Below are 12,498 nucleotides of genomic sequence, written 5' to 3' on the forward strand. Positions count from 1 at the left end.
GGGCCTTGCCGCCCGTCCTGGCGCCGCAGCGTCGCCCCTACAGGAGAACCTTCTCGATGCCGCCCTCGCGCGCCCGGTCGATGAAGTCCTTCTGCCAGCCGTCGCCCATCAGGCGATTGGCCATCTCGACCACGATGTAGTCGGTATCCATGCCGGTGTCCTCGCGGTAGCGCGACAGGCCCTGCTGGCAGGCCGGGCAGGAGGTCAGCAGCTTCACGTTGCCGTTTTCGGCCTTGTCCTCGCCGGTAAGCTGGCGAATCCCCTTGTGCAGTTCTTCCTGCTTGCGGAAGCGTACCTGGGTCGCGATATCCGGACGGCTGACCGCGAACGTGCCCGCCTCGCCGCAGCAGCGGTTGGACTGCAGCACCTCCTGCCCCAGCAGCTTGGCGGCCACATCGGTCGGCTTGTGCGACTTCATCGGCGAGTGGCAGGGGTCGTGGTACATGTACTGCACCCCGTTGAGCCCCTCCAGCTTCACGCCCTTCTCCATCAGGTATTCGTGGATGTCGAGCAGTCGGCAGCCCGGGAAGATGCGCTCGAACTCGTATTTGAGCAGCTGATCCATGCAGGTGCCGCAGGAGACCACCACGGTCTTGATGTCCAGGTAGTTCAGCGTGGTCGCCACGCGGTGGAACAGCACCCGGTTTTCGGTGGTGATCTGCGAGCCCTTGTCGAAGTCGCCATTGGAGTTCTGCGGATAGCCGCAGCACAGGTAGCCCGGTGGCAGCACGGTCTGTGCGCCGACGTCGTAGAGCATAGCCAGGGTCGCCAGCCCGACCTGACTGAACAGGCGCTCGGACCCACAGCCGGGGAAATAGAACACCGCGTCGGAATCGAGATCGGTCTTCACCGGGTCGCGCAGGATTGGCACATAGCGCGAATCCTCGAGCCCGAGCATCTGGCGGGTGGTCTGGCTCGGCAGACCGGCCGGCATCGGCTTTTTCACGAAGTGCACGACCTGTTCGTGCATCGGGGCCTTGCCGGTGGTCGAGCGCGGGCGCTTGCCCTCGCCGGTCAGGTTGAGCTTCTTGAACGCGTAGTGGCCGAGGCGCTGGGCGGCATAGCCCATCTGGATCGCCCCCTTGCGGATGCCCTTGATCTTGGACGGATCCTTGGTGTTCAGGAAGGCCATGGACATCATCGTCGCCGGCGTGGCCTTGCGCTTGCCCTTCTTCTTCAGGATCGAGCGCATGTGCATGGTCACGTCGCCGAAGTCGATGTCGACCGGGCACGGATTCAGGCACTTGTGGCAGATCGTGCAGTGGTCGGCCACATCGTTCATCTCGTCGAAGTGGTGCAGCGACAGCCCGCGCCGGGTCTGCTCCTCGTAGAGGAAGGCCTCGACGATCAGCCCGGTGGCCAGGATCTTGTTGCGCGGCGAGTAGAGCAGGTTCGCGCGCGGGACATGCGTGTTGCACTCCGGCTTGCACTTGCCGCAGCGCAGGCAGTCCTTGATCTCGTCATTGAGATCGCCCAGCTCGCTCTGCTCCAGGATCAGTGCCTCCTGCTTCACCAGGCGCAGGGACGGCGTATAGGCGTTGGACAGCCCGGAGCCCTCGAGCAGCTTGCCGGCGTTGAACACGCCATTGGGGTCGACCTGCTTTTTGTACTTCGCGAACGACTCGATGCGTTCGGGCTCGAGATACTGCATTTTGGTCAGCCCGATCCCGTGCTCGCCGGAGATCACGCCATTCAGCTCGCGCGCCAGGCGCATCACGTCATCCACCAGACGCTCGGCCTGGTGCATCATCTGGTAGTCGTTGGAGTTGACCGGGATGTTGGTGTGCACGTTGCCATCCCCGGCGTGCATGTGCAGGGCGATGAACAACCGGCTGGTCAGCACGCGGTCGTGGATCGCGCCCAGGCGCTTGCGCACCGACTCCATCTGGTGACCGTCGAAGATCTCGAACAGCGGGCGCTCCACCTCCGCACGATAGGAGATGCGCAGGCTGCGTCGCAGTAGCAGGTTGATCAGCTTGTCGTGGTCACGGCGATCGGCGCGGGCGGGTTCGTCCAGCAGCTCGTCGCACTCGGAGGCCAGCGTAAAGTAGTTGTCCGCGATCGCCTTCCAGCGCTTCTGCACCGCCTCGAGCTTCTCGACCGCGCGTTCGCGCTTGGCCTCGAACCACTGCTGCCCTTCGCCACCGGTGTCCTCCAGTAGCTCGCGCAGCTCGGGGTGGTCGCCGCGCATGCACTCCAGCACCTCGTCGATCATCGCCAGCTTGTTCTTCAGCGATTCGCGCACGTTCAGGGTCTCGATCCCCTCGGTGTACTCGGCGAGCCGCTCCAGCGGGATCACCACGTCCTCGTTGATCTTGAACGCGTTGGTGTGGTGGGCGATCGCGGCAGTGCGCGCGCGATCGGCCCAGAAACGCTTGCGTGCCTCCGGGCTCACGGCGATGAAGCCCTCGCCGTTGCGGGCGTTGGCCGCGCGCACCATCTTGGCGGCGAGCTTGCCCAGGGCATCCTCGTTGTCGGAGACGATGTCGGCGATCAGCACCATCTTCGGCTGCTCGCCACGGGCGCCCTTGGGGGTGTACTTGACGGCGCGCACATAGCGCTCGTCCAGGTGTTCCAGTCCCGCCAGCAGGACGTCGTCCTCGGCATCCACCGCATCCTTGATTTCGACGATCGCCGGAACCGCCTGATGCAGGTCGGTCCCGTAGAACTCCAGGCAGACGGTGCGGATGTTGTCCGGCATCCGGTGCAGGATGAACTCGGCCGAGGTGATCAGGCCGTCACAGCCCTCCTTCTGGATGCCCGGCACGCCCATCAGGGTCTTGTCGGTCACGTCCTTGCCCAGACCGAGCTTGCGGAAGCGTGCACCCGGCATCTCCAGCGTCTCGGGTTCGCCCCTGGGGGTGCGACCGTCGGGGCCAAAACGTGTAATGCGAAAGCGCACGGTCTCGGCATCATGGATCTTGCCGAGGTTGTGGTCCAGGCGCTCGACCCGCATCCAGTCGGCCTCGGGGGTGACCATCGTCCAGGAGGCGAGGTTGTCCAGCGCGGTCCCCCAGAGCACGGCCTTCTTGCCCCCCGCGTTCATGGCGACGTTGCCGCCGATGGTGGAGGCGTCCTGCGAAGTGGGATCCACCGCGAACACGAGTCCATTCTCGGCGGCCAGCTCGGAGACGCGCTTGGTCACCACGCCGGCCTCCACACGCACGACAGCCACGTCCTGATCGACACCCGGGAGCGGACGTCGCTCGACCGGACCGATCCCTTCGAGCTTTTCGGTATTGATCACGGCGGAACGCTTGGACAGCGGCACCGCACTGCCGGTATAGCCGGTACCACCACCACGCGGGATCACGGTCAGGCCGAGTTCGATACAGGCGGCGACCAGCGGCCCCATTTCGTCCTCGGAATCCGGCGTCAGCACGACGAACGGCAGTTCCACGCGCCAGTCGGTGGCGTCGGTGACGTGGGAGACGCGGGCCAGACCACCGAACTGGATGTTGTCCTTGTGCGTCAGGCCCTTCAGGCGTTTGCGCACACGCTCGCGCAGCTCCAGCGTCTGCTGGAACTCGTCGGCAAATGCGGTGACCGCGGCCTGGGCACGGCGCGCCAGCGTCAGCGCCTTCTCGTTGCCGTCGGCACGCTTGCGAATCTGGTCCAGGCGATGCTGCATCGCATCGATCAGCGACTTGCGGCGCTTCTTGTCGTCCAGCAGGTCGTCCTGGATATACGGGTTGCGGGCGACCACCCACATGTCGCCGAGCACCTCGAACAGCATGCGCGCAGAGACACCCGTCTGGCGTTCCCCACGCAGTTCGTTGAGGAGGTCCCAGGTATCGGAACCCAGGAAGCGGATGACAATTTCGCGGTCGGAGAATGAAGTGTAGTTATAGGGTATTTCTCGAACGCGTTCGGCGGTCATTGAGGCTTGGCCCCCCGATCAGAATGAGCGCAAAGAGTAACGGCTCCGTGCGGGATGCGCACGAAGTCGCACTCTTCGTCCATGCTTTTGGGCACCAAAGTACCTGCCGATCCCCGCGCCGTTCGGTACCCGGCTTCTGGTTACCCGGCGTTACAGGTAGGTCAGCAGCCCCACCGCACCGATTACGATCAGGTAGATCGCCACGATATAGTTCAGCAGCCGGGGCCAAACCAGAATCAGGATGCCCGCACCCAGCGAGAGGATGGCCGTCAGCAGGCCGGGGTCAATATGCAGCGTCATGCGGATGCTCCTTTGCCGGGCTCGACGGCCCGGCATACCGCGAGTGATCGAGATCAGAAGAGTTTTTCTTCCATCTCCAGATAAACGGCATTGGCGTTGCTGCGATTGGTCTGCTCGAAGGCCGGCAGGTCCTCATAGTCGGACCAGTCCATCGCCGCATAGGCCTCGTCGAAGGAATCCATATTCTCGACTGCCGCGCCCATGTGTTCACGCAGATACGCGATATAGTCACGGGTGAACTTCACCGCGCGAGCTGCCTCGTCGGTGGCGTCGCCATGCCCCGGGACCAGGAACTTCAGGTCCATCTCCATCAGTTCTTCCAGACGTTTGACCCAGTTTTCCGAGTCCAGCGCGTCATCACCCATGAACGGGATGCGGCCGTCGAACACGATATCGCCGGCAAAGACCACGCCGGTCTCCTCCACCACCATGATGATGTCATCCGGCGAATGGGCCGGGCCTGCGTGCACGCAACGAAACGTCTTGCCGCCCAGCTTGATCACGTACTCGTCATCGAAGAACTCGTCCGGCGGGATGATCTGGGTGTCCTCGTCGACCCAGGGAGCCAGCACACCTCGGCGCTGCTCGAGCCGTGCGGAGGCCCCGGGGCTGTCAAGATAGTCCTGCGCGCGCGACTGGCCGATGATCTTCGCGTCCGTGTGATCGGCGAAGGCCTGCAGGCCATAGATGTGATCCGCGTGGTAATGCCCGGCAATCACGTACTTGATCGGCTGATCCGTTACCTCCTTGATCCGCCGGATCATCTCGAACCCGAGCGGCGGCGTCCCCAGGGCGTCGTAGACCACCACACCCTCGTCCGTCACCACAAAGCCGGCGTTCGAGGTATGCCCCTCGTTGTCCGGGTCCGGGATTCCGGATATCCCGATCATGTACCAGGTATCCGCGCCCTCGACCTCGTGGGCGGTGGTATCGACGCTGACCGGCTCGTAGGGGTTGTCAGGTACCGACATGGACTCTCTCCTCTCCTGTTTTTTTGGTTTTGTCTGGCGCACATCGAGTCGACGTTCGCGCCATTCCTGAAGGGTTCGACGCAGAGGGGCCGCAAGAATTCCCGCTGGATGCGGGTGGCGGGGCGCCGATCAGGGGAGTGTAGCGAGTTTGGGACGCGGGGAGGGAAAGCCAGCGGCAGAGATCGCCGCATCGCCATGCTCGCCCCGCAAGGGCCCATTGCGGATCCAGGCGGGGATGGCTGGGGGACCAGGATGATTCGGCGGCTACGCCGCCTCACCCCTTCGGGGCTGCACGCGCAGCGCGCGTGCAGTGCTCCGCTTCGCTGCGCCGAACCTTCCAGGTTCGAACCCTGGACTCGCTCAAATATCCATAGAAAAGGGCCCCGCGAGGGGGCCCTTCCCTGAAGTAACGACCAGTCCAAAGCAAATGGCGGTGAGCCCCGTCGAGGGGCACACCGCCATGGCTGGGGGACCAGGATGATTCGGCGGCTGCGCCGCCTCACCCCTTCGGGGCTGCACGCGCAGCGCGCGTGCAGTGCTCCGCTTCGCTGCGCCGAACCTTCCAGGTTCGAACCCTGGACTCGCTCAAATATCCATAGAAAAGGGCCCCGCGAGGGGGCCCTTCTCTATGGATGGCTGGGGGACCAGGATTCGAACCTGGGTTGACGGAGTCAGAGTCCGTAGTCCTACCGCTAGACGATCCCCCAGTGAACCGGGTGCCGTACGCGCCGGCACTCGAGCGCAGTTTAGCGCTTCGAGTACTGGGTCGCGCGGCGAGCCTTGCGCAGGCCGACCTTCTTGCGCTCGACCTCGCGGGCGTCACGGGTCAGATGACCCCCACGACGCAGCGACGGGCGCATCTCTTCGTTGTACTGCACCAGCGCACGAGCGATGCCCAGACGAATGGCGCCGGCCTGGCCGTTGCCACCCCCGCCTTCCACGGTCGCGATCACGTCGAAGTTCTCGGTGGACTCGGTGGCCTCCAGCGGCTGACGCACGACCATGCGCGAGGTCTGACGGCCGAAGAACTCGTCCAGCGGCTTGTCGTTGACCGTGATGTTGCCCGTACCCGGGCGCAGGAACACGCGGGCCGAGGAGGTCTTGCGACGGCCAGTGCCGTAGTATTGATTGGTAGCCATACGGATCGATTTCCCTTGCTGTTGAGCCGTCAGATGTCGAGCGGCTGCGGCTGCTGCGCGGTGTGGCGATGCTCGGTACCGGAGTACACCTTGAGCTTCTTGAACATGGCGCGGCCCAGCGGGTTGCGCGGCAGCATGCCCTTCACGGCGAGCTCGAGCACCTTCTCCGGATGACGGTCAATCATCTGGTTGAAATTGGCTTCCTTGATACCACCCGGGTAGCCGGTATGGCGGAAGTACATTTTGTCGCTGGCCTTGTTGCCGGACACGCGAATTTTTTCCGCGTTGATCACGACGATGTAATCGCCAGTGTCCACGTGCGGCGTGTAGACGGGCTTGTGCTTCCCGCGCAGGCGACGCGCGATTTCCGTGGCGAGGCGGCCGAGGGTCTTGTCCGCGGCGTCGACCAGGAACCAGTCGCGTTCGACTTCAGCCGGCTTGGCGCTGATGGTGCTCATGTCTTGATGCTCCGATGTCGGGGCGATTCAGAAAGCGCGCAAGAATAGCGCTTCCCGGCGTCTGATTCAAGCGGCGCGCGGATTAATCTGCACGCCCCACGAGAACCTGTGCGCGATCACACCCATGAGATATCCCGTAATAGAAAACAATAAAAAGGCCGGCACGAAGGCCGGCCCTTTCTGGACCCGGGCGCGAGGCCCGGGGTCCGGAGCGGGGATGGATTACATCTCCGCTTCGGCGCGCTCCTGGACTTCCTGCATCAACTCGGGATCGTTCTGCAGAGCCATGGCCACTTCGTTGTATTCCTCGACGGACATGCCGGCGTCTTCAACAGCGCTGACCATTTCGTCCTGGGCTTCCTGCTGCATGGACTGGGCCTCGGTTTCATCCTCGGCTTCCTGCAGGCGGTTGGCGAAGTCTTCGCGCACTTCCTGGACGGCCACAAAGGCACCCACGAACGTGTCGATATCTTCTTCGCTCAGGTCCACTTCAGGGGCCTGCTGAGCGGGCGGCGCACCAGCAGCACCACCTTCCGGCGGAGCGCCACCTTCAGGCGGCTGACCACCCTGGGCACCACCTTCCGGCGGCTGGCCACCCTGCGGAGGCGCACCTTCGGCACCACCCTGCGGCGGGGCACCTTCGGCGCCACCCTGGGCACCACCACCCATGTCGCCGGTCTGCGCGGTCGCCACGCCACCGATCGCGAACATGGAAGTCAAAGCAAATGCGAGTGCGGTCTTGCGAAAGCTCATAATGTCTACCTCTTCCTCTGGGTGAAAAAACTCGAGGCTCCTGCCTCAGAGATGGGGGCCGGGCAGACGAACACTGCCCGGCTTGCCCGTTAGCCCCTTATTACCAATCCGGGGCGTCGTCTTCGTCGTCGTCATCATCGCCAGCCGGGGCTTCAGCGCCGCCCGCCTGGGCCATCTGCGGCATACCGCCTTCGCGGTCGTCATCATCATCGTCCGCGGGCGGGGCAGCCGGCTCACCGGCCTGAGTCATCTGCGGAGGCATACCGCCGTTGCCCTCGTCCTCGTCGTCATCCGCGGGCGGAGCAGCCGGCTCACCGGCCTGGGCCATTTGCGGAGGCATGCCACCACCCTCACGATCCTCGTCGTCATCATCGGCCGGCGGCGCGGCAGGCTCACCCGCCTGGACCATCATCTGGGGCGGCATACCACCCTGTTCTTCCTGCGCCTCTTCTTCATCCGGCGCCTCGGCACCTTCGCCCATGGCTTGGGCGGCGCTCAGACCACCGAGGGCAAAAAGGGAACTCATCGCGATTGCTAGAGCAGATTTACGAAAAGTCGACATTGTGCTTCTCTCCTTCATTTAAGGTTTCAGCACAGTCAACGGAACGGCTCGATTGGCTTTCGGTTGACTGCACCCAAGGAGTTAGCAGAAGCCGTGCCAAAAACGACCCAAAAAGAACAACAAACTAATAATCAAGGCTTTACGAATACCCAAAGGGCCTGCAGGTGGGCCTGGGTCACAATGAGATGCGGGTCAAAACGACACATGGGTCAGGGCGACCCGGGTCAGTACGGCCCATCAGGGGCTGAGAGGGGTGAAATGGGTCACGATACAGCCGACCGTGAACGGTGGAGAGGCGCCGAGCAGAGGGACTCGGCAAACACTGATTAATGTACACACTCGCGTTGGTACCCCAGGTTTTCCGAGACCAGGCGCGGTGCGCAGCAGATAACGCCGGTCAGGAATCCGACTCGCTCTCGCCCAGCTTGCGATAAAGCGTCTTGCGGCCGATCCCCAGGATACGCGCGGCGCGCTGCTTGTTGCCCTCGACATGCTCCAGGACCCGATGCAGATAGGCCTGCTCCACCTCGGCGAGGCTGGGCCAGTGGCTGTCATCACCGGTGCCGGGTATCGGCAGGTCGGCTCCAGAGACATTCCCGGACGATTCACCCGAGCCGCTAGCGGCCCCGGACTGGCGCACACGCTCGGGCAGATCGCGTAGCTCGATCACCTCCCCGGATGCGAGCGTCGCCGCGCGTTCCATCAGGCTGGCCAGTTCGCGGACGTTCCCGGGGAAGCCGTAGCGCAGCAGGGCACGCATGGCCTCCGGGCTGAGTTCGCGCACGGGCAGCCCGCGCGCCAGCGCCTGCTCGCGCAGGAACTGCTGCGCCAGGCGCTCGATGTCATCACCGCGATCGCGCAGGGGCGGGATCTCGATACGAAAGGTCTCGAGACGGTAATAGAGGTCCTCGCGGAACTGCTCGTGACGAATACGCTCCTGCAGATCCTGGTGGGTGGCGGCCACGATGCGCACGTCCGTCTCGATCTCCTCGTTGGAACCCACCGGCCGGACACGCCCGTCCTGCAGCAAACGCAGCAGCTTGCTCTGCATGGCCACCGGCATCTCGGCGATCTCGTCGAGGAACAGTGTGCCGCCGTCGGCCTCGGTAAACAGGCCACGCCGCGCGCCCTTGGCGCCACTGAACGCCCCGGCGACATGCCCCAACAACTCCGACTCCAGCAAGGTCTCCGGGATGCCCGCACAGTTCAGCGCGATGAATGGGCCATCGGCGCGGGCACTCTCCGCATGCAGCGCGCGGGCCACCAGCTCCTTGCCCGTCCCCGATTCGCCGGTGATGAGTACGCTGCCATCGGCCGCGGCGATCCGACGGATCAGGTCATGCAGCTTGAGCATCGCCGGGCTCTTGCCCTGCATGCCATGAAAGCTCTCGTCGCCCGCAAGGACCTCGCGATACTGGCGTACCTCGGCCCGAAGGCGGCGGGCCTCGGCCACCCGTTCGGCCGCCAGACGCAGATGCTCCAGATCGACGGGCTTGGTCAGGAAGTCGTCCGCACCCGCCTTCAGCGCCGTCACGGCCTGATCGATCGTGCCGAAGCCCGTGAGCATGATGAACCCGGGCACCGGCACCGTGTCGCGCGCCACCTCCAGCACATGGAAGCCATCGGCACCGGGCAGTCGCAGATCGCTGACCACCAGGGAAACCGTTTGCTGCCGCAGGACCTGCTCGGCCTCCTCGGCCGTCTCCACCGCAGTGACCGCGTAGCCCACTTCGGCCAGTTCTTCGGCCAGGAGCTCGCGATGGCCCCGGTCGTCTTCGACGACCAGCACGCGATTGTTCAGCTCGTCACCCCGGGCCATGCTCATTCCGCTCCTCCACCTGTTGCGTGCCCGTCCTGGACCGACTCCGCCCCGGACGGTTCCGATTGCCTGTCGCGACAGGCGCCGGACGCGAGCGGGAGCGTGACCACAAAACGCGTGAGCTGCGGATCGTTGCGATCCAGCCTTACCTGGCCACCATGGTCCTCCAGCGCCACTTGTGCGACCGCCAGCCCCAGGCCGGTCCCCTCGCCCGTCGGCTTGGTCGTAAAAAAGGGCTCGAACAGGCGCTCAGCCTGCTCATCGGAGATTCCGCGCCCCGCGCGCGGGGCATCGTCCGCAATCACACATTCGAGCGTGTCGCCCTGGCAGCGCCAACTCACCCGCACACATTCGGCAGCAGCCTGCGCAGCGTTGTCGATCAGATTCTCCAGCGCCTGCCCCAGACGCAACCGGTCCGCCGCCACCGTCAACGCCCCGCCATCCAGATCAAAGCGCACCTGTTCGCGCCCTTTGCCACGTTCCTGTACGCGCGCCACGATCTCGCGGACCAGGCCCTGCAGCTCCAGCGGGCGCTGCTGCAACGGATTCCGGCGCGCGAAATCCAGGAGCTGGCGGACGATGGTCTCCACGCGCTCGAGCTCCGCCTGCAGCTCCTTCATCTCCTTGTGCGCGGGGTCGTCCGCGGGCAAGCGCCGCGCGGCACGCTGGGCCCGGCCGGCGATAATACCCAGAGGTGTCCCCAGCTCATGCGCGACCCCGGCCGCCAGTTGACCAATGGCAGCCAGCTTTTCCGAGTGGCGCAGCTTTTCCTCGAGCCGTGCCTGCTCCTCGCGCTGCGCCTGCAATGCCGCCTCTGAGGCCTCGCGGCGCTCCAGCATCCCGTTCATCGTGATCGCCAGACGGCGCAGTTCCCAGGGTCCCTTCTCCGGGGCGCGCAGCCCCCGCTGCCCGTCGCCAATATCTCGCATGGCACCGATCAGGCGCGCCACATGACGCCCGACCGCTCGATGGTGACCAATCAGGACCACCAGCAAGAACAGCACGCTGACCGCCAGCATCACCATGCCCCCCTGCCAGCGCAGCTGCGACACATAGGCCCGGAACGGCGAGACGTCACGCGTCACCTGCAACAGGCCGACGATCCGCCCGGCGGAATCCGACAGTGGCAGGAAGAACGAGAAGACCTCGCGCCCCTGATGTTCGTCGAAGGCGCCAAGGCTGCCCGTCTCGCTGATCGCCTGGGCCTCGCCCGGGTGGCGAATGGTGGGGCTGGGCGGCCCGCTGGTGGCGACCATGTCGCCCTGGGCGTCGTAGACGTAGACGCCGAACACCTGATCGATCTGGAACAACGAGTCCAGCGACTGCTGCACCGTGGTCACGTCCTGGTCAATCATCGCGGTGGCCACAGGCAGGCGAATGGAACGCGCAACCAGCTCGATATCGGCCTGCATGCGATTTTCCATCTGCGTCTGGAACTCCTGCAGCCCGAGCGTCACCGTGCCGCCGACCACCAGCAACAGGGGCAGCAGGACAAACAGCAACACCGCATTGCGCAAACTGTTCAGACGTGTGGGCATCAGGCGTTCGGGGATCCGGACATCGCCGTCATGTTAGGCAGGGCTTTGTCGGGATGCGAATTCCGGGCAAAAAAAAGCGCGGGTCGAAGCCCGCGCCAAGAAAACCACCAAAGGAGGATGGAGGAGTCTGCTGACGCTACCAGGGGGGGTAGCAATCAGCATATGCAAATCTTCTAATATAGCGATCTTCTTGTCAAGCAGCCTCGTACGCAGGGGGTCGTACTCTTGGGCTGCTCCGCTCGACCGCTTTTTCTAAAGATCTGCACACCCTTTAAGACGCAGGCGCGCGCGTTCTATTCCCGAATTCCCGTCACGAATCAAAAACGGGCACAATCCGCGTTCTCGTCACCGATCTTCACAGCCCATATGCTCCAGCACCTGAGCCACCCCATTACCGCACTCGCGCAGAACGCCACCTTGATCTGGTGCGACCAGACCCGCGCCGCCGCCTGGGTAGACCCCGGCGCCGAGGCCGACACGCTGATCGAGATCGCACGACGGCAGGATGTCCGGCTGGACTGCATCCTGCTGACCCATGGCCACCTCGATCATGTCGGGGCCGCCGCCGAGATGGCGCGCCGCTGCAATATCCCGATCCTGGGCCCTCAGGTTGAAGATGCCTTCTGGCTCGATCAGCTGCCGATGCAGTGCCAGATGTTCGGTTTTCCCGAGATGCCTGCGCTGGTTCCGGATCGCTGGCTGCACGACGGCGAGAATCTGCAGCTGGGCGAGGTCACGCTCGAGGTGCTGCACTGCCCGGGGCACACCCCGGGTCATATCGTGTTCTTCGACCGCGAGAGCCGCCTCGCCCTGGTGGGCGATGTCCTGTTCCATGGCGCCATCGGCCGCAGCGACTTCCCGCGCGGCAACGGGCCGCAACTGATCGAATCCATCACCCGGCGCCTCTGGCCGCTGGGCGACGATGTGCGCTTTGTGCCCGGCCACGGCCCGGAGTCAACGTTCGGGGAAGAGCGCCGCAGCAACCCTTTTGTGGGCGATGCCGCTCTCGCTGCTGGCGGTCAGCCCGGGCGCGGACGCTATTATTGATGCGTCTCGCTGCGCTCAACGCATCCTACGA

Annotated in this window: 10 protein-coding genes and 1 tRNA gene; 1 reads left to right on the plus strand and 10 read right to left on the minus strand. The window is 64.5% G+C overall.

Translation table 11 applies throughout. The features are described 5' to 3' along the window. Window positions 1-37 precede the first annotated feature (37 nt). The 10 genes from F466_RS0107195 to F466_RS0107240 form a co-directional block, all read right to left on the minus strand. Window positions 38-3,880 carry a DUF3683 domain-containing protein gene (locus F466_RS0107195; protein ID WP_018993741.1) on the minus strand — a complete coding sequence of 1,281 codons (3,843 nt, stop codon included), beginning with the start codon at window positions 3,878-3,880 and terminating at the stop codon, window positions 38-40. Between the two features lie 150 nt (window positions 3,881-4,030). Further along, the gene (locus F466_RS13415; protein WP_018138815.1) at window positions 4,031-4,180 is read right to left on the minus strand and encodes a DUF3096 domain-containing protein; all 150 of its coding nucleotides are present in this window, start codon (window positions 4,178-4,180) and stop codon (window positions 4,031-4,033) included. A gap of 53 nt (window positions 4,181-4,233) precedes the next feature. After that, window positions 4,234-5,151 carry an MBL fold metallo-hydrolase gene (locus F466_RS0107205; RefSeq protein WP_018138816.1) on the minus strand — a complete coding sequence of 306 codons (918 nt, stop codon included), beginning with the start codon at window positions 5,149-5,151 and terminating at the stop codon, window positions 4,234-4,236. Window positions 5,152-5,784: 633 nt separating this feature from the next. Next, window positions 5,785-5,858, minus strand: a tRNA-Gln gene (locus F466_RS0107210). A gap of 39 nt (window positions 5,859-5,897) precedes the next feature. Then, on the minus strand, window positions 5,898-6,290 hold the full coding sequence (gene rpsI, locus F466_RS0107215) for a 30S ribosomal protein S9 (protein ID WP_018138547.1): 393 nt from the start codon (window positions 6,288-6,290) through the stop codon (window positions 5,898-5,900). A 29-nt stretch (window positions 6,291-6,319) separates the two neighbouring features. Then, window positions 6,320-6,748, minus strand: a complete 429-nt coding sequence (gene rplM / locus F466_RS0107220) for a 50S ribosomal protein L13 (RefSeq protein ID WP_018138548.1) — start codon at window positions 6,746-6,748, stop codon at window positions 6,320-6,322. A 222-nt stretch (window positions 6,749-6,970) separates the two neighbouring features. Then, the gene (locus tag F466_RS0107225) at window positions 6,971-7,501 is read right to left on the minus strand and encodes a DUF4168 domain-containing protein (RefSeq protein WP_018993742.1); all 531 of its coding nucleotides are present in this window, start codon (window positions 7,499-7,501) and stop codon (window positions 6,971-6,973) included. A gap of 100 nt (window positions 7,502-7,601) precedes the next feature. After that, entirely contained in the window at window positions 7,602-8,063 is a 462-nt protein-coding gene (locus F466_RS0107230; protein ID WP_018174633.1) for a hypothetical protein, read from the minus strand. Between the two features lie 397 nt (window positions 8,064-8,460). Next, window positions 8,461-9,888 carry a sigma-54 dependent transcriptional regulator gene (locus F466_RS0107235; protein WP_018993743.1) on the minus strand — a complete coding sequence of 476 codons (1,428 nt, stop codon included), beginning with the start codon at window positions 9,886-9,888 and terminating at the stop codon, window positions 8,461-8,463. Beyond that, window positions 9,885-11,420 (minus strand): ATP-binding protein, encoded by a 1,536-nt coding sequence (locus F466_RS0107240; protein ID WP_018174631.1) that lies wholly within the window; start codon window positions 11,418-11,420, stop codon window positions 9,885-9,887. The genes F466_RS0107235 and F466_RS0107240 overlap by 4 nt, the downstream gene beginning before the upstream one ends. A 366-nt stretch (window positions 11,421-11,786) precedes the next feature. On the opposite strand from F466_RS0107240, the gene F466_RS0107245 reads away from it, so the two are divergent. Then, complete coding sequence (locus F466_RS0107245; RefSeq protein WP_018993744.1) at window positions 11,787-12,467, plus strand: MBL fold metallo-hydrolase; 681 nt, start codon at window positions 11,787-11,789, stop codon at window positions 12,465-12,467. Window positions 12,468-12,498 lie beyond the last annotated feature (31 nt).

The organism is Thioalkalivibrio sp. ALgr1 (assembly GCF_000378285.1).
GTDB lineage: Bacteria > Pseudomonadota > Gammaproteobacteria > Ectothiorhodospirales > Ectothiorhodospiraceae > Thioalkalivibrio.

What these genes read in the sequence shown, in the direction of transcription:
- F466_RS0107195 (WP_018993741.1), bottom strand. Translation starts at nt 3,880, where the DNA reads ATGACCGCCGAACGCGTTCGAGAAATACCCTATAACTACACTTCATTC.
- F466_RS13415 (WP_018138815.1), bottom strand. Translation starts at nt 4,180, where the DNA reads ATGACGCTGCATATTGACCCCGGCCTGCTGACGGCCATCCTCTCGCTG.
- F466_RS0107205 (WP_018138816.1), bottom strand. Translation starts at nt 5,151, where the DNA reads ATGTCGGTACCTGACAACCCCTACGAGCCGGTCAGCGTCGATACCACC.
- rpsI (WP_018138547.1), bottom strand. Translation starts at nt 6,290, where the DNA reads ATGGCTACCAATCAATACTACGGCACTGGCCGTCGCAAGACCTCCTCG.
- rplM (WP_018138548.1), bottom strand. Translation starts at nt 6,748, where the DNA reads ATGAGCACCATCAGCGCCAAGCCGGCTGAAGTCGAACGCGACTGGTTC.
- F466_RS0107225 (WP_018993742.1), bottom strand. Translation starts at nt 7,501, where the DNA reads ATGAGCTTTCGCAAGACCGCACTCGCATTTGCTTTGACTTCCATGTTC.
- F466_RS0107230 (WP_018174633.1), bottom strand. Translation starts at nt 8,063, where the DNA reads ATGTCGACTTTTCGTAAATCTGCTCTAGCAATCGCGATGAGTTCCCTT.
- F466_RS0107235 (WP_018993743.1), bottom strand. Translation starts at nt 9,888, where the DNA reads ATGAGCATGGCCCGGGGTGACGAGCTGAACAATCGCGTGCTGGTCGTC.
- F466_RS0107240 (WP_018174631.1), bottom strand. Translation starts at nt 11,420, where the DNA reads ATGCCCACACGTCTGAACAGTTTGCGCAATGCGGTGTTGCTGTTTGTC.
- F466_RS0107245 (WP_018993744.1), top strand. Translation starts at nt 11,787, where the DNA reads ATGCTCCAGCACCTGAGCCACCCCATTACCGCACTCGCGCAGAACGCC.